Annotated in this window: 17 protein-coding genes; 8 read left to right on the forward strand and 9 right to left on the reverse strand. The window is 66.2% G+C overall.

The features are described 5' to 3' along the window. Positions 1–75 precede the first annotated feature (75 nt). A complete protein-coding gene (locus AB0L82_RS02035) occupies positions 76–564 on the forward strand; it encodes a MarR family winged helix-turn-helix transcriptional regulator (protein ID WP_364629591.1) in 489 nt (162 codons plus the stop codon). 88 nt (positions 565–652) lie between these two features. Here the strand turns inward: AB0L82_RS02035 and AB0L82_RS02040 are convergent, their stop codons facing one another. Both AB0L82_RS02040 and AB0L82_RS02045 read right to left on the reverse strand, forming a co-directional pair. Further along, positions 653–2,770, reverse strand: a complete 2,118-nt coding sequence (locus AB0L82_RS02040) for a RecQ family ATP-dependent DNA helicase (protein WP_364629594.1) — start codon at positions 2,768–2,770, stop codon at positions 653–655. 117 nt (positions 2,771–2,887) lie between these two features. Then, a complete protein-coding gene (locus AB0L82_RS02045; RefSeq protein WP_364629597.1) occupies positions 2,888–3,493 on the reverse strand; it encodes a TetR/AcrR family transcriptional regulator in 606 nt (201 codons plus the stop codon). A gap of 71 nt (positions 3,494–3,564) precedes the next feature. Between AB0L82_RS02045 and AB0L82_RS02050 the strand changes: the two genes are divergently transcribed. Together AB0L82_RS02050 and AB0L82_RS02055 are read left to right on the forward strand one after the other, a co-directional pair. Then, positions 3,565–4,311: an MBL fold metallo-hydrolase gene (locus AB0L82_RS02050; RefSeq protein WP_364629600.1), complete on the forward strand. Its 747-nt coding sequence runs from the start codon at positions 3,565–3,567 to the stop codon at positions 4,309–4,311. Positions 4,312–4,412: 101 nt separating this feature from the next. Further along, positions 4,413–4,895 (forward strand): hypothetical protein, encoded by a 483-nt coding sequence (locus AB0L82_RS02055; protein ID WP_364629602.1) that lies wholly within the window; start codon positions 4,413–4,415, stop codon positions 4,893–4,895. A gap of 54 nt (positions 4,896–4,949) precedes the next feature. On the opposite strand, the gene AB0L82_RS02060 is transcribed toward AB0L82_RS02055, so the two are convergent. Then, positions 4,950–6,170: an RtcB family protein gene (locus tag AB0L82_RS02060; protein ID WP_364629605.1), complete on the reverse strand. Its 1,221-nt coding sequence runs from the start codon at positions 6,168–6,170 to the stop codon at positions 4,950–4,952. Positions 6,171–6,334: 164 nt separating this feature from the next. After that, positions 6,335–6,889: a helix-turn-helix domain-containing protein gene (locus AB0L82_RS02065; RefSeq protein ID WP_364629607.1), complete on the reverse strand. Its 555-nt coding sequence runs from the start codon at positions 6,887–6,889 to the stop codon at positions 6,335–6,337. 103 nt (positions 6,890–6,992) lie between these two features. Here AB0L82_RS02065 and AB0L82_RS02070 point away from each other — a divergent pair, with 103 nt between their 5' ends. From AB0L82_RS02070 to AB0L82_RS02080, 3 genes are all read left to right on the forward strand, one after another. Further along, positions 6,993–7,427, forward strand: a complete 435-nt coding sequence (locus tag AB0L82_RS02070; protein WP_364629610.1) for an SgcJ/EcaC family oxidoreductase — start codon at positions 6,993–6,995, stop codon at positions 7,425–7,427. 91 nt (positions 7,428–7,518) lie between these two features. Then, positions 7,519–7,986 carry a MarR family transcriptional regulator gene (locus AB0L82_RS02075; protein WP_364632728.1) on the forward strand — a complete coding sequence of 156 codons (468 nt, stop codon included), beginning with the start codon at positions 7,519–7,521 and terminating at the stop codon, positions 7,984–7,986. After that, entirely contained in the window at positions 7,983–8,351 is a 369-nt protein-coding gene (locus AB0L82_RS02080) for a DUF5313 family protein (protein ID WP_364629613.1), read from the forward strand. The genes AB0L82_RS02075 and AB0L82_RS02080 overlap by 4 nt, the downstream gene beginning before the upstream one ends. Positions 8,352–8,397: 46 nt before the next feature. Here AB0L82_RS02080 and AB0L82_RS02085 read toward each other — a convergent pair whose 3' ends face one another. From AB0L82_RS02085 to AB0L82_RS02105, 5 genes are all read right to left on the reverse strand, one after another. Beyond that, complete coding sequence (locus AB0L82_RS02085) at positions 8,398–8,811, reverse strand: DUF4189 domain-containing protein (protein ID WP_364629616.1); 414 nt, start codon at positions 8,809–8,811, stop codon at positions 8,398–8,400. A gap of 88 nt (positions 8,812–8,899) precedes the next feature. After that, a complete protein-coding gene (locus AB0L82_RS02090) occupies positions 8,900–9,361 on the reverse strand; it encodes a pyridoxamine 5'-phosphate oxidase family protein (RefSeq protein WP_364629619.1) in 462 nt (153 codons plus the stop codon). A gap of 62 nt (positions 9,362–9,423) precedes the next feature. Beyond that, positions 9,424–10,365, reverse strand: a complete 942-nt coding sequence (locus tag AB0L82_RS02095) for an alpha/beta hydrolase (RefSeq protein WP_364629622.1) — start codon at positions 10,363–10,365, stop codon at positions 9,424–9,426. A 99-nt stretch (positions 10,366–10,464) separates the two neighbouring features. Beyond that, complete coding sequence (locus tag AB0L82_RS02100) at positions 10,465–11,217, reverse strand: glucose 1-dehydrogenase (RefSeq protein WP_364629625.1); 753 nt, start codon at positions 11,215–11,217, stop codon at positions 10,465–10,467. A gap of 29 nt (positions 11,218–11,246) precedes the next feature. Then, positions 11,247–12,368, reverse strand: a complete 1,122-nt coding sequence (locus AB0L82_RS02105; RefSeq protein WP_364629628.1) for an LLM class flavin-dependent oxidoreductase — start codon at positions 12,366–12,368, stop codon at positions 11,247–11,249. Between the two features lie 162 nt (positions 12,369–12,530). Between AB0L82_RS02105 and AB0L82_RS02110 the strand changes: the two genes are divergently transcribed. Together AB0L82_RS02110 and kstD are read left to right on the forward strand one after the other, a co-directional pair. Then, positions 12,531–13,286, forward strand: coding sequence for a glucose 1-dehydrogenase (locus AB0L82_RS02110; protein WP_364629631.1), 756 nt, complete (start codon positions 12,531–12,533; stop codon positions 13,284–13,286). A gap of 13 nt (positions 13,287–13,299) precedes the next feature. Beyond that, the gene (gene kstD / locus AB0L82_RS02115; protein WP_364629634.1) at positions 13,300–14,967 is read left to right on the forward strand and encodes a 3-oxosteroid 1-dehydrogenase; all 1,668 of its coding nucleotides are present in this window, start codon (positions 13,300–13,302) and stop codon (positions 14,965–14,967) included.

The following is a 14,967-nucleotide window of genomic DNA, read 5'->3' on the forward strand; positions in this document are numbered from 1 at the left end:
ACATATGCATGTTGTCATGCACACAATTGTAAGTCAACACATGTCTTCTATCTGGCATGGATATACGATGTGCATATGACCGCCAAGGACACCCGCACCCCCGATGACCTGCTCAATGCCGTGGGACCGGCCTTCGGCAAACTGCGCCGCACCTCACTGCTGGAGGTCGAGAACCCCATCTCCGCAAAGGATTTGAGCCGCACGCTGGTGTTGAATCTCATCCAGGAGCACAACGCTCAGCCGGGGGCGGAGGTGACCGTCGGCAAGGTCGCCGAACTACTCGGCACCGATCCGTCGGTGGCCAGTCGCATGGTCAGCGAGAACATCAAGGCGGGCTATCTGATTCGCGCCGCCTCGCAGCAGGACGGCCGGCGCACCGTACTGGAGTTGAGCCCGCAGGGCGAGGAACTCATGACCCGGTTCCGCAAGCATCAGCGCGACGCCTACGACTACATCACCGCCGACTGGCCCGAATCGGACCGCCTGGATTTCGCCCGGCTCATGCTCCGATACGTCGATTCCCTCGAAGCGCTGAAGGATCGAGGGCTCGCCAAAGACGCCTAGCATCCAACTCCGAGGCTGCCCGGCGCTCCAACGCCGGAAGCGGTCGGCGGCTGGGACCGGGGCCTGTGGCAGGGTGCGGATTCCCGGCTCAGGAGGGTGTTGCCAGGGCGAAGGGTAGGACGGCGTCCGCACCGGCGGCGCGCAGGGCGCGGGTGGCCATGGTGAAGGTCCAGCCGGTATCGGTCAGGGCGTCGACCAGCAGGATGGGGCCGTCCACCTCGGTGAGATCGGGTGTCTCCCAGGCATTGTCGAGCGCGGCGACGCGATGCGCGGAGTTGACCGCGGAGACCGGCGGGAGATCGGGGCGCAGGTGGAGGGTGCCCAGATCGCGCAGGCGGCCGATCTCCGCCAGGCGCGCGGCGAGTGAGGTGGTGAGCTGGCGGTGGCCGGGGGAGTCCAGGGCCAGCACCGCGGTGGGGCGTTCGGCCCAATCCCATTCGCGCAGCACGATGGTGCAGGCTTTGAAGACCTCATCCGGGACGGGCGCGTCGGGTGCGTCCAGCAGTGCCCGCAGGCGCTGACCCCAGCCGAGATCGCTGAGACGGCCGAGCACCCGGCCGGTCTCCGCGCCGTGAGTGATCTTGCCGGACAGTGAGATTCCGAGTTTCGACATGCCGGTGGGCCACTGCTTGCGCGGCGCGAGATCGATGCCGGGGCGGTCCAGGCGGGTGCGGATGGCCGCCAGATCGGCGGCGTCGACCGTGGTGTCCTGACTGGTTCCGGTGCAGTTGTCGCAGCGCCCGCAGCCGGGGGAGTCGGCGCGCAGATCCGGATCGTCGAGTTGGCGGCGCAGGAAGTTCATCCGGCATTCGGCGGTGGACTGATAGTCGATCATGGCCTGCTGCTCGGCGTTTCGGGCGATGCTCAGGCGCTCATAGCGTTCGGTGTCGTACTCCCAGGGCTGCCCGGTGTCGATCCAGCCGCCGCGCACCCGCTGCACCGCGCCGTCCACATCGAGCACCTTGAGCACCATTTCCAGGCGGGAGCGGTTCAGCTCCACCAGGGGTTCGAGGGCGGCGGTGGACAGTGCGCGATCGGGATTCAGCGCGGCCAGCACCGAGCGCACGATGTGCTCGCGCGGGAACGCCACCGAGGCGAAGTAGCTCCAGATCTGGCGGTCCTCCGGCCCGGGCAGCAGCACCACCTCGGCGCGTTCGGTACCGCGCCCCGCGCGGCCGACCTGCTGGTAGTAGGAGATGGGCGAGGACGGCGCGCCGACGTGCACCACGAAACCGAGATCGGGTTTGTCGAAACCCATACCCAGCGCGGAGGTGGCGATGAGCGCCTTGACCTCGTTGTTCAACAGCGCGGCCTCGAGCGCCTCACGTTCGGTGGGGTCGGTCTGACCGGTGTACGCCGCCACATGGTGACCGTGTGAGTTCAGCACGTCTGCGAGATCGTGCGCCGCCGCCACGGTGAGCGCGTAAACGATGCCGCTGCCGGGCAATTCGTGCAGCTTGCGACTGAGCCAGGCGGTGCGTTCCACCGCGTCGGGAATGCGCACCACGGACAGGTGCAGCGATTCGCGGTCCAGGCCGCCGCGCAAAACCAGTGTGTCGGTGCCGATCTGCGTCGCCACATCGGTGACCACGCGGTCATTGGCGGTCGCGGTGGTGGCCAGTACCGGCACATCGGAGCCGAGATCGGCGATGAGCGTGCGGATTCGGCGATAGTCGGGCCGGAAATCGTGCCCCCAGTCCGAGACGCAGTGCGCTTCGTCGATCACGACGAGTCCGGCGTCGGCGGCCAGCTTGGGCAGTACCGCATCGCGGAAGTCGGGATTGTTGAGCCGTTCGGGACTCACCAGCAGCACATCCACCTCGCCCGCCGCGACCTGGGCGTGGATCTCGTCCCATTCGGTGACATTGCCCGAATTAATGGTCGCGGCAACGACTCCCGCGCGTTCGGCGGAGGAGACCTGATTGCGCATGAGCGCCAGCAGCGGTGACACGATCACCGTCGGCCCGCGCCCCGCCGCGCGCAGTAGCTTGGCCGAGATGAAGTACACCGCCGACTTACCCCAGCCGGTGCGCTGCACCACCAGGGCCCGCCGCCGCTGCACCACCAGCGCCTCGATGGCCACCCACTGATCCTCGCGCAACCGCGCGTTCGGCCCGGCCAGCTCACGCAACAGCCGTTCGGCATCGGGTCGCAGCTCACTGGAGGTACCGGTTCGGGTCGCGTCGGTCGAGGTCACGCGCTCCATCGTGCCTCACCGCACCGACACGACCCAGCCCGGCGGCAACCTCGCACCCCGACACGCTGTGTGTTCCAGGCGTGTCCGGCGAATCGCGATCGGCATGCGCCCCGGTCGGCAGTGGAATTACGCGTGCGCCGCCGCGAGGTGTGCGTCGACCATGGTGCGGATCAAGGTGTCGATCGGCGGCCAGGGGAAGCTGGGGCGATCCTGGCGCAGCGTGATCATGCCGTGCATGGCGGCCCAGAGGCATAGGGCCGTGGCGTCCGGGTCGGTGCTGCCGCAGTCGGCGGCCGCGTCGATGAGCAGTCGCATGGTCGGCAGCCCGGGGAGCTGCCCCTCGGTGGGTTCCCACCCGGGTGTGCCCGCGGTGCCGAACAGGACGCGGTAGTGACCGGGATTCCGGGTGCCGTAGTCGACGTAGGCGCGGCAGACCGATGAAAGTCGTTCGGCGGCATCGTCTTTCGGAACCGCATCGCGCGCGGCCTCCAGTGTCTCGCGCAATTCGGCGAACCTGACCTGGTACACCGCGGTCAACAGCTCACGCCGATCGGCGAAATGCAGGTACACGCTCTGCGGTGCGATCCCGGCGGCGCGGGCCACCGCGCGCAGTGACAGCGCCTCCTGCCCGTCCAGATCTTCCAGCAGCGTGCTGGCCGCCGTCACCAGTTCTTCGCGCAGCAGTGCGCCCTCGCCGCGGCGATTACGGCTGCGAATGGGTTTGTCCGACACCTTGACAGCGTACCAAGACGGCCGTCTACTTACATCCGTAAGCAGACGGCTGTCTTGTTAAGGAAGAACCCATGCTCACAGTCACCCGCGTCGTCCACGCCAGCGTCCTGCTCGATTTCGGCGGCGCGCGCATCCTCACCGATCCGTGGTTTTCCGAACGCCGCTTCTACTACCAGGGCGAACCGCGCGGTATCGCCACCGCCGCCGACCTGCCCGAGCTCGCGGGCATCGTCATCAGCCATGAGCACTACGACCACTGCGATCTGGATGCCCTGATCGAATATCCGGACAGGACAGTGCCTTTCGCGGTGGTGCCCGGTCTGGCCGCCAAGGTGCGCGCCGCCGGTTTCGCCAACGTGACCGAACTCGCGCCCTGGCAGACCACTCGACTCGGCCCCGTGGCGGTGACCGCCGCACCCGCGAAACACGGTGTCCCCGAAGTGACTTTCGTGCTGCGCGCGGATGGCCACACCGTCTATTTCGGCGCGGACACCCTGCGCATCGCCGAACTGGATGAGGTCGCCCGCCGCTTTCCGGATATCGATCTGGCCCTGCTCCCCATCAATGGCCTGCGCATCCGCCCGCTGCTGAATCACCAGGTCGTCATGGACGCCGCCGAGGCCGCCGACCTCACCCGCGCCCTGCGTCCCCGCCTGTCGGTACCCATCCACTACGCCTTCACCAGCGGCCCGATAGGGGATCGCGTGATGACCAAATCCGATCGCAATCGCCCGGATCTCTACCTCGATGCCGCCGCCGATCTGGCCCCGGATACCAAGGTGCACATCCTCGATCCGGGCATATCGCTCACCGTGTGACCAGCTTCGTTGCGGCTCGGTCAAGATCGCGCACAATCCCCGGTGGTGGCGGACAATGAGGTGCCGGAACCGCGCGGTCTTCCGGTGACAGGGAGACGGTCATGCCGGAGAAGTTTCCGTCGCCCGCCGGGTGGACGCCACCGGGGGCGCAATTTCGCAGTAGCGGAGGGGTTTCGAGGGCTCTCACCGGCGCGCTCGTCTGCCTGATCCTCACGCCCATCGGCATTGTGTTCGCCGCCCGGGGCGCGGCGGATATGCGCCAGTGGGGGATCCTCGGTGACTTCGCCGACCGCCTCGGCTCCACCTTGCAAATCCTGTTCGGCGCGGCCCTGTTCCTACTGGTGGCAGCCCTGGCCGCCTACTCTCCGGCGGGAACCATTGTGGCGGGCCTGATCTGGGGCGTACTCCCCGGTCTGCTGCACCTGATCTTCCCCGACGACACCTTCCGCATCATCGGCGATCTGCCCCGCATCAGCGATGACCTGCACGTGGCCCTCTACCAATGGCTGCAATCCGGTTTCCCGCTGATAGTCGGAATCCTTCTGATCGGCGCGGGTGTGGCCACCACCCTGCGCCGCCGCTGACCGCTCACCGAACTCGTTCCGGCGCAACCGAATCCGATTGCGCCGGAACGCTCGTCACCCCTTTACGCACAGCACCTGTCGCAGCGTATGCACCACATCCACCAGGTTCCCCTGCGCCGCGATCACCTGATCGATGTCCTTGTACGCACCCGGAATCTCATCCACCACCCCCGCATCCTTCCGAGACTCCACCCCCTCGGTCTGCGCGATGAGATCCGCGACAGTGAACTGCCGCTTGGCCGCATTCCTACTCATGCGCCGCCCCGCCCCATGCGAAGCCGAGTAGAACGAATCCGGATTCCCCTTCCCCCGAACCACATACGACCGCGTCCCCATCGACCCCGGAATCAACGCCAAATCCCCCTTCCCCGCCCGCACCGCACCCTTACGGGTGACGAGCATGGGAACCCCGTCGATAATCTCCTCCGCCACATAGTTGTGATGGCAGGAGATAGGCGTATCGAACACCACCTCACGTTCGGAGAATTCCTCCCGCACTGCCTTGCAGACCAGCGCCAGCATTACCGCTCGATTTCGAGCCGCATACTCCTGCGCCCACGTCAGATCGCGGCGGTACGCGGCCATTTCCGGTGTACCGGAGACGAATACAGCGAGGTCCTTGTCCGGCAGGTCCTGGTTATGCGGGAGCACGCGCGCGACGGCCATATGTCGCTCGGCCAGTTCCTTACCGATATTCCGGCTTCCGGAATGCAGTAGTATCCATACCTGCTGCTCCGAATCCAGACAAACCTCGCAGAAGTGATTCCCTCCGCCGAGCGTGCCCATCTGCTTGTGCGCCTTGGACTCTCGCGACTGAACCGCCGGATCCAGTGCCGCGAAGCCCTTCCAGAACCGATCCCATCCGGCGCGCTGCGAATTGCTGACCTGGTGTCCGGAGACCTCCGCGTTCAGCCGATTCACATTCACCGAATCATCGTGTGCCGCAAAGCCGACCGGTACCGCCGCCTCGATCCGGGTGCGCAGCGCGTGCAGGCTGTCGGGCAGATCACTCGCCTTCAGCGAGGTCCGCACGGCTTCCATTCCGCACCCGATATCGACGCCGACCGCCGCGGGCGAGACCGCGTCCCGCATCGCGATGACGGACCCGACCGTCGCCCCCTTGCCGAGGTGCACATCCGGCATGACCCGTACCCCGTGCACCCATTCCAGCGCGGCGATATTGCGCAGCTGTTGCAGGGCGGCGGGCTCGACCTCGTGCTCGTGGGCCCACATGAGCGTCTGCGCTCGAGTTCCGCGCAGCTCTACGGGAAACATTGGAATTCCTTCCTTCGGATTGCCCTTCACCGTAGGTGCCCATCCGTCGGGGCGCACCGCATTTTCCGCGGGCATACGCCCCGGAACAGCTCAGGGTTCGACGAAATCGGCTGCTGGGGAACGGAGACCACCATGCGAATGGTCGGCGATTCGCGATTGGATATTCAGCGGGGGCGCAGGCCGTCGAGGATGACGGCGAATCCGCGTTCGCGCTGCGCGGCATCCATGGCGTCCAGATGCACGGCGATGAAGAAACCCTTGAGGACCGACATGAGGTCGCCGAGTTCGATATCGCCGCGCACCGCCTCGGCCCGCTGTGCGCGAGTCAGCAATTCGCCGATGGTGGCCTGTAACTCTCGCGTCGGACCCGCGTAGGTGTGCGCGCCCTGCGGTCCGAGCGCATCGGCGAGATCGCGTTTGACGCCGCCGCCGGAATCCATCTGCCGCAGGAAGGCGAAGAAGGCCGCGCCCGCGTCGTCGGCGGTGAGGGCATCGCGGGCGCGCCCGGTCATGCGGTCGACGCGATCCACGATGGCGGCCTCGAAAAGTGCTTCCTTGGTGGGGAAGTGGCGGTACACGGTGCCCGCGCCGACGCCCGCGCGCCGCGCGATCTCGTCCAGGGGTACCGAAATGCCCTCCGCGGCAAAGGCTTCCTGCGCGGCGGCGAGCACCCGCTCGCGATTGCGGCGGGCGTCGGCGCGGAGCGGGCGTTCGGTCATCACCGGCAGCCTACCCATTGACAACCGGGGCGAGCGCCCCGAATACTAATCGGGGCGTACGTTCCGTTTAATTCCGAATACTTCCCCATCCCGTGGAGACCTCATGTCCACTGCCGTGAAAACCCCTCGTGAACTGGTAGAACGACTCTTCAACGGCCTGCCGGACCGTGATCCGGACGCCTTCGCCGCACTGATGGCCCCCGATGCCGTCTTCGAAATCCCCTTCACGATTCCCGGAATGCAGACCCGCTTCGAGGGTCGCGACGAGATTCGCGAGCATCTGGCCCGCTGGTGGTCGGGCAGCGTCGCCGAGGTGCAGGTGCACGCCATCGACGCGGCCATCTACGAAACCACCGATCCCGGACTGTTTTTCGTGGAGAACGATGTCGAGCTCACTCGCAAGGGTGAGCCGCGCGTCCGGGTGCGCACCTCGGTCAATGTGGTCCGGGTGCGCGACGGTCAGGTCGTGCTCTTCCGTGACTACATGGACACCGCGCGCCTGCTCGCGTTGTCCGGAAGGCTGCGCGAACAGGTGTGACCCGGATGACCCACTCGATCGCGTGCCAACAGTTAGTGCATTAACTATTATTGCCCTAACGGTATGGATCGAGGAGGGCTGAGCTGTGGAGTTGGATGTCGAGGATCCGCTGCGGTTGGATCGGCAGGTGTGTTTCGCGCTGGCCGTCGCCAATCGCGCGGTACTGGCCGTCTACCGGCCGCTGCTCGAACCGATGGGCCTCACGCACCCGCAGTATCTGGTGATGCTGGCGCTGTGGGGAGAGGCCCCGATGTCGGTGAAGGATATCGGCGAGGCCATCCAACTCGATTCGCCGACGCTGTCGCCGCTGCTCAAGCGGCTCGAAGCCGCCGGGCTCATCACCCGGCGGCGGGACGCGCACGATGAGCGCAATCTCGTCATCGATCTGACCGCGGCCGGGCGCGAACTGCGTGAGCAGGCCGAGAAGATTCCACCGGCGGTGGTGGAACGGCTCGGCGTCAGCCTGGCCGATCTGGAGGATCTGCGCGAGGTGCTCAATCGCGTGAATCAGGCGGCGCGCCGATCGGTGCTGTCGGACACGAAGGGAACCCGGTCATGAAGCATCCCAATCCGGCGCAGTGGATCGGCTATTCGTGCGGTATGCGACTCCCGGATGAGCTCCAGGAGTGGGTCCGCAATGATCTGACCGGAAAGTTCGCGGTGCCAAGGCATTTGGTGCGCGGCATGTTCCCGCTGCTGCCGATCTTCGCGGCGTTCCTGCTGTTCCCGGGCGAATTGTGGTTGCGCGCCAGCATGATTCTGCTCGCCGTGCTGCTGGCGGGGTTCTACATCATCGCGTACATGCCGATGAACCGCGCGCATCGACTGGAAAAGCACGGTCTCCCAGCCGATTTGGAAAACCCGACGCGGGCGTCACAGCGTGCGGCCGAGCGCGCGGCGTACGAGGCACGCTACGGGCGATAGTCGGAAATGGCAGCGGCCGAATCCATTCGGCCGCTGCCATTCGCCGCTACTGTGCGTTCTTGGTGCAGGCCGAGGCGATGACCTTGGCCGCGCGCGGGCTGGCGCTGCCGAGGTCGGGGAACGGCGGGTTGCTCTCGCCGAGCCCGGCGACCGCCGCGCCTTCGGCCTCCTCGCGGGAACCCGCTGCGGCCCAGCCGAATGCGCCGTCCGCGCCCTGGGCGAGCGCACCGCACCCGTCGGTGAAGCGGAAGACGATTTCGCAGTCGTAGTTGGCGCACTCGCGGATGGCGGCGGCGTCCGCGGTCACCTTGGTGTTCTCGGCGGTGACGACGCCGCCGTTCTTGAGCTTGGAGACCGCGATCGCGCCGTAGTACTGCGGTGCGGCGTGCGCGGTGGCGGTAGCCAGGGCGCAGGACATGGTCACGGCCGCGGTGAGTGCGGTGATTCGAGCAACCGACAAGAGAATTCCTGACGTTTCAGAAACTGGGCGAACGAGGCCGATAGTAGACGATCGACCTTGCCCGCCTGGTCGGCTTGGGTGAACCGAATCAGTCGCGCACGGCACGCGCGGGCAGCAGCCCGAACGGGTCCGGATGGATCTGCCGCGCGAAGTCCATCACCTCCACCGCGTGCGGGCGCAGCCGCAGCAGTACGAAGTCGTCACCGTCCGGTCCGGCGGGGAAGAATTTCTCGAAGCCATTGATCCAGCGCTCTTTTCGCGTGGCGAGGTCATCGACGATCTCGGCGGTGGCGTGCACGCTCACATAGGCCGGGGTGTCCCGGTCCTGCACCGCGTAGGTCACGTTCGGATGCCCGGCGATATCGGCGGCCTTGCGGGATTTCGGGCTGGTGCCGATCCAGATGGTCCCGTCGTCGTCGAGGCCGACGTGCTGCACCAGCCGGGCATTGGGGATCTCATCGCCGATGGTGATGAGGAAGCCGTAGGTGTTGGAACGCAGCAATGTCGCGGCGACCTCGAATAGTTCGGCGGTGTGCGGACCCTCGGACATCGCGTTCTCCCATCACTCCATATAGATCGTTTGCTCTATATAGAGTGATCGTACTACTTCGTTCAGGAGAGCGCTTTGCGCAGGGCCGTGAAGGCGGAGCCATTGGCCTGCCGGGTCTCCGGAAGATGCCAGGCCATCGTCATGAACCCGTGGATGGTCCCGTTCCAGCGGTGGATCTCGGTCGGCACCCCGGCATCGCGCAGCAGCCGGCCGTAGTGCTCATCCTCATCGCGCAGCGGATCGAACTCGGCGCTGGCGATATAGGCCGGTGGCAGTCCCGTCAGATCAGCGAGCAGCGGATTGGCGTACGGGTCCGACGCGTCATCGACGGAGTTCAGGTATTGCTGCCAGTACCAGCGTATTTGGGCCGCCGTGGTGAAGTAGCCGGTGGCGTTCTCCGTATGCGAAACCGAATCGCAGGCCGGATCCAGCATGGGATAGAGCAGCAGCTGGAACGCGATATCCGGACCGCCGCTATCGCGGGCCTGGATGGCGGCGACGGTGGCGAGGGTGCCGCCCGCGCTGTCACCGGCCACCGCCAGCCGTGCCGGATCACCGCCGAGGGCTTCGGCATGGTCCGCGACCCACCGCAGCACCGCGTAGGCGTCATCCGAGGCGGCGGGGAAGCGGGCATCCGGCGCCCGGCGGTAGTCGACCGAAATGACAATGACCCCGGCCTCATTCGCCATGACGCGACAGAACCTATCGTGACTCTCGAGATTGCAGAGCACGAAACCGCCGCCGTGATAGAACACCACGACTCCCGGCGTCCGTTCGGTGAGCGCGGGCCGATAGAGCCGCACCGGCACCTCGGGTGCGCCCTCGGGTCCCGGCACCAGCCAATCCTCCACCCCGCCAACGGGAATCGGCTCGACGGCGGGCGGCGCGGGTCGCGCGGCCAGGAATGCCCGCGCCTCGGCGGCATCGACCACCTTGGTGCCGAGCTCGGGGAAAGCGGCGGTGGCCGCATCGGTGAAGGCTTGCCATTCCGGCGACAGGGGCATCGCGGACTCCTGGGATGGGCTGGGGAACTGTGGGTTTCGGGTAAGTGGAGCGCCGCCCGCTTCGCAGGCGCGGGCGGCGCTCCCGCCATGAGGTCTGAACTACATGCCGCGCGGAATGAACTTGCCCGCCGCCAGGCCGCCGTCGATGGAGACCTCCGCGCCGGTGATGTAACCGGCGGCATCGGAGGCCAGGAAGGCGACGAGTTCGGCGACCTCCTCGGGCAGCCCGCTGCGCTCCAGCGGCAGATTGGGGAAGCTGCCCGGACCGGTGGTCAGGTACGGAACCATCGGGGTGGCGATGGGTCCGGGGTAGATGGAGTTGACGCGAATCTGGTTCAGCCCCAACTCGAGTGCGGCGACCTTGCTCAGTCCGCGCAGCCCCCATTTGGAGGAGCCGTAGGCGGCGTGGTTCATCAGACCTTCGAGCCCGGACTGCGAGGAGATATTGACGATCGAGCCGCCGCCCGCCGCGATCATGGCCGGAACCGCGGCCTTGATGCCGTTGAACGCGCCGACCAGGTTCACCTTCAGAATGCGTTCCAGCTCAGCGGAATCGGTCTCCATGAGCGGTTTCATAATGTAGATCGCCGCATTGTTGACCAGCACGTCCAGCTTGCCGAACGTCGAGACCGCCACGGCCACGGCCGCATCCCAGCTCTCCACGTCCGAGACATCGTTCTTGACGAAACGCGCTGCCGCGCCGAGGGATTCGGCGAGTTCCTTACCCTCGGTCTCCAGGACGTCGGTGATGACGACCTGCGCGCCGCGCTCGACGAACAGTCGTGCCTCGGCCGCGCCCTGTCCGCGCGCCGCGCCGGTGATCAGGGCGACTTTGCCGGTGAGATCAGCCATGTGGAGCTTCCTTCTACTAGATCTGCTTGCTACTGAAAGTGGGGAATGACCTTCTCGCCCCACTGGCGAATGGTTTCCATGCAGGCGTCCTGCGGCACCGTGCCCATCTGGATGAGGCACAGGATCTCGTCCGCGCCCGCGGCTCGCAGCCGTTCGACGTACGCGATGGCGTCGTCGGCGGTGCCGTAGGCGTGATCGGTATTGAAGATGGCGGTGGATCCGGATTTCACCGGAATCTTGGCTTCGTGCAGGTAGGCGACGTGTTCCTCGGCGGCCGCGCGCATATTCGCGATCTCGTCGGCGTCGGGGTCCACGGCCGCGTCCGGTACCGGACCCGCACCGTAATAATGCTTGATGGCCTGTGCGAAGAACCGCTGTCCGCGCGCGCCGATCTGCCGCGCGCGTTCGCGATCATCGAGCACGATGGTCGGGCACAGCGCCGCGAAGTGATCGTTCACCACCGTGGAGACGAAGCGCTCCCCGGTGCGCTCGGCGATGGCGATGTCATAGATGCGGCGTAGTTCGGCGATCTCCTCGATACCGCCGAAACCCAGTACCAGCGCACCGATTCCGTAGTCGGCGGCGAGTTTCAGGGTGTCCCTGCGAGTGCACGCCATGAACAGCGGCGGATGCGGTCGCTGTACCGGACGCGGCAGCAGATGATGCGGCTCGATATCCAAAAGCTCACCGTGATAGGAGAATTCGCTCTCCGGATGCTGCCAGGCGGCCGCGATCATCCGCAGCGATTCCTCCACCTCCTGATGCGTGCGATCGGGATCGACTCCGCACATGGAGGTTTCGACGGCGGTGGATCCGCGCCCCGCGCCCAGGTTCAACCGCCCGCCGGACAGCACATCGAGCATGGCCGCGCGTTCGGCCGCCCGCACCGGATGATTGAAGTTGAACGGCATGCACACCACGCCGTGCCCGATCCGTATCCGCTCGGTCTTGGCGGCCACCCAGGTCAGGAAGATCTCCGGCGCGCTCATATGCGCGTACCACTTGAGCCCGTGGTGTTCGACCGCCCATACGGTGTCGAAGCCGACCTGATCGGCGAGCACCGCCTGTGCCACGGAGTCGTGCAGCACCCGCGCCTCATGGGCCGCCGTCGGGTCGGCCATCTGCGCCTCGAAGATCATCGAGAACTTCATCCGGGTGCTCCCTACCGCCATTCCGGCCGCTATGCCTAACCGGAATAGTTCAGGACTCAAACCCTCAGGTCATTCGGATGTCTCAGTGGCCGGGACCACACCGTGCCGCACCCCGGCCCCGGTCTTAGCGTCGGTTCAAACGCTGAGGAAGGACGGGATTCGGTGGGACAGCTGGACGGGAAGGTCGCGCTAGTCACCGGCGGTGCGCGCGGCATGGGAGCCGAGCATGTGCGCCGCTTCGTGGCCGAGGGCGCGCGGGTGGTGTTCGGCGATGTGCTCGATGAGGAGGGTAAGGCCCTCGAAGCCGAGCTCGGCGACGCCGTGCTGTTCGTGCACCAGGACGTCACCGACGAAAGCGATTGGCAGGCGGCGGTTTCCGCGACCATCGCGCAGTTCGGCCGGCTCGATGTGCTGGTCAACAACGCGGGCATCCTGCGTTTCAAGAAGCTGCTCGAGATGACCCTCGATGAGTGGAACCTCATGCAGTCCATCAATGTGACCGGGTCTTTCCTCGGTATCAAAACCGCCGCGCCCGCCATGATCGAATCCGGTGGCGGCTCCATCGTCAACGTGTCCTCCGTCGAGGGGTTCGTCGGCGCGGCCGGCCTGTCCGCCTACAGCGCGAGCAAGTTCGCGCTGCGCGGGCTCACCAAATCCGCCGCGCGGGAGCTGGGGCATTCGGGTATCCGGGTGAACTCCATCCATCCCGGCGGCATTGCCACCCCCATGACCGCCTCGGTCGCCGGTGCGACCGGTCTGGACGGCAATTCCTTCTTCTCCGATCTGCCCATTCCGCGCTGGGGTCAGCCGGTCGAGGTGTCCGAAGTGGCGCTCTTCCTGGCCTCCGACGCCTCGAGCTACTGCACCGGCGGCGAATTCGTCGTCGACGGCGGCATGCTCACCAGCTGCGGCTATTAAGGACTGATACGCAATGGAATTCGAATTCGACGTCGTCGTCGTCGGCTCCGGCGCGGCCGGTATGACCGCCGCGCTGACCGCCGCCTATCGCGGGCTGTCGGTGACCCTGATCGAGAAGAGCCGGTTGTTCGGCGGCTCCACCGCGCGCTCCGGCGGTGGTATCTGGGTACCCAATAACCCGGTACTGCGGGCCGCGGGTGTGCCCGACAGCCCGACCATGGCCCGCACCTACCTGAAAGCCGTTGTCGGCGATCGGGTTCCCGAGGCCAAGCAGCGGGCGTTCCTGGACAAGGGCCCGGAGATGTTCTCCTACATCGGCGCTCGCTCGCAGCATTGGGAATTCGTCTACGACCGCGGCTATTCCGACTACCACCCGGAGTTTCCGGGCGGTCTGGCGCAGGGTCGCAGCATCGAGCCCAAGGTGATCGATGGGCGGCTGCTCGGCGGTGATCTGCACAAGATCAACCAGCCGACCATGTCCGCGCCCAAGGGCATCGCCATCACGGTCAGCGATTTCCACGATCTGAATATGATCGCCCGCACCTGGGCCGGTAAGAAGACCGCGGTCAAGGTCGGCGCGCGCACCGCGCTGGCGCTGGCCAAGGGCGCGCTGCCGTTGAGCCTGGGCAAGGCCCTGGCCGCCCGGCTGTGGCTGTCGCTACGCGATGCCGGGGTGCCGGTGTGGCTGAATACCCCGCTGACGGAACTGATTTCCGAGGGCGGCGCGGTGGTCGGCGTGGTCGCCGAACATGAGGGCAAACAGGTCACCATCAAGGCGCGCCGCGGTGTGGTGCTGGCCGCGGGCGGTTTCGAGCACAACCTGGAAATGCGCAAGCAGTACATTCCCGGACCGCAGTCCACCGAATGGACCGTGGGCGCGACCGAGAATGTCGGCGAGGGCATTGTCGCGGGCCAGAAGGCTGGTGGCGCTGTCGATCTCATGGATGACGCCTGGTGGGGTCCGTCGGTGCGCAGCCCCGAGGGCCGTCCGCCGTTCTTCTGCCTGGCCGAGCGTTCGCAGCCGGGCGCGATCATGGTCAATGACAATGGTGAGCGCTTCGTCAACGAATCCGCGCCGTATGTGAACGTGGTGCACAAGATGTACGAGCAGGAGGCCGCCGGGGTCGGCAGCATTCCCGCGCACTTCATCTTCGACCAGAACTTCCGCGATCGGTACCTGTTCCTGGGCAACTTCCCCAAACGTCCACTGCCGCAGGCGTATTTCGACAAGGGCATCATCAAGCAGGCCGATACCCTGGCCGAGCTGGCGGGCAAGCTGGGCATTCCGGCGGATAAATTGCAGGCCACCGTCGAGCGCTTCAACGGTTTCGCCGAGAACGGTCGCGATGAGGACTTCCTGCGCGGTGATTCGGCCTACGACCGCTACTACGGCGATCCGACCGTCAAGCCGAACCCGACCCTCGCACCGCTGACCCGTGGCCCGTTCTACGCGGTGGAAATGGTGCCCGGCGATCTCGGCACCAAGGGCGGTCTGGTCACCGACGAGCATTCCCGCGTGCTGGACGACAACGGCGCGGTGATCACCGGTCTCTATGCGGCGGGCAATAATTCGGCCGCCGTCATGGGCAATGACTACGCCGGTGCGGGCGCGACCATCGGACCCGCGATGGTCTTCGGATACATCGCCGCCAACCATCTCGCCGATCTGGAAGAGCACTGA

Source organism: Nocardia sp. NPDC052001 (assembly GCF_040680615.1).
GTDB lineage: Bacteria > Actinomycetota > Actinomycetes > Mycobacteriales > Mycobacteriaceae > Nocardia.

Bases quoted from the DNA above. Each gene is read 5' to 3' on its own strand.
- AB0L82_RS02035 (WP_364629591.1), top strand. From the start codon at position 76: ATGACCGCCAAGGACACCCGCACCCCCGATGACCTGCTCAATGCCGTG.
- AB0L82_RS02040 (WP_364629594.1), bottom strand. From the start codon at position 2,770: ATGGAGCGCGTGACCTCGACCGACGCGACCCGAACCGGTACCTCCAGT.
- AB0L82_RS02050 (WP_364629600.1), top strand. From the start codon at position 3,565: ATGCTCACAGTCACCCGCGTCGTCCACGCCAGCGTCCTGCTCGATTTC.
- AB0L82_RS02055 (WP_364629602.1), top strand. From the start codon at position 4,413: ATGCCGGAGAAGTTTCCGTCGCCCGCCGGGTGGACGCCACCGGGGGCG.
- AB0L82_RS02060 (WP_364629605.1), bottom strand. From the start codon at position 6,170: ATGTTTCCCGTAGAGCTGCGCGGAACTCGAGCGCAGACGCTCATGTGG.
- AB0L82_RS02065 (WP_364629607.1), bottom strand. From the start codon at position 6,889: ATGACCGAACGCCCGCTCCGCGCCGACGCCCGCCGCAATCGCGAGCGG.
- AB0L82_RS02070 (WP_364629610.1), top strand. From the start codon at position 6,993: ATGTCCACTGCCGTGAAAACCCCTCGTGAACTGGTAGAACGACTCTTC.
- AB0L82_RS02080 (WP_364629613.1), top strand. From the start codon at position 7,983: ATGAAGCATCCCAATCCGGCGCAGTGGATCGGCTATTCGTGCGGTATG.
- AB0L82_RS02090 (WP_364629619.1), bottom strand. From the start codon at position 9,361: ATGTCCGAGGGTCCGCACACCGCCGAACTATTCGAGGTCGCCGCGACA.
- AB0L82_RS02095 (WP_364629622.1), bottom strand. From the start codon at position 10,365: ATGCCCCTGTCGCCGGAATGGCAAGCCTTCACCGATGCGGCCACCGCC.
- AB0L82_RS02100 (WP_364629625.1), bottom strand. From the start codon at position 11,217: ATGGCTGATCTCACCGGCAAAGTCGCCCTGATCACCGGCGCGGCGCGC.
- AB0L82_RS02105 (WP_364629628.1), bottom strand. From the start codon at position 12,368: ATGAAGTTCTCGATGATCTTCGAGGCGCAGATGGCCGACCCGACGGCG.
- kstD (WP_364629634.1), top strand. From the start codon at position 13,300: ATGGAATTCGAATTCGACGTCGTCGTCGTCGGCTCCGGCGCGGCCGGT.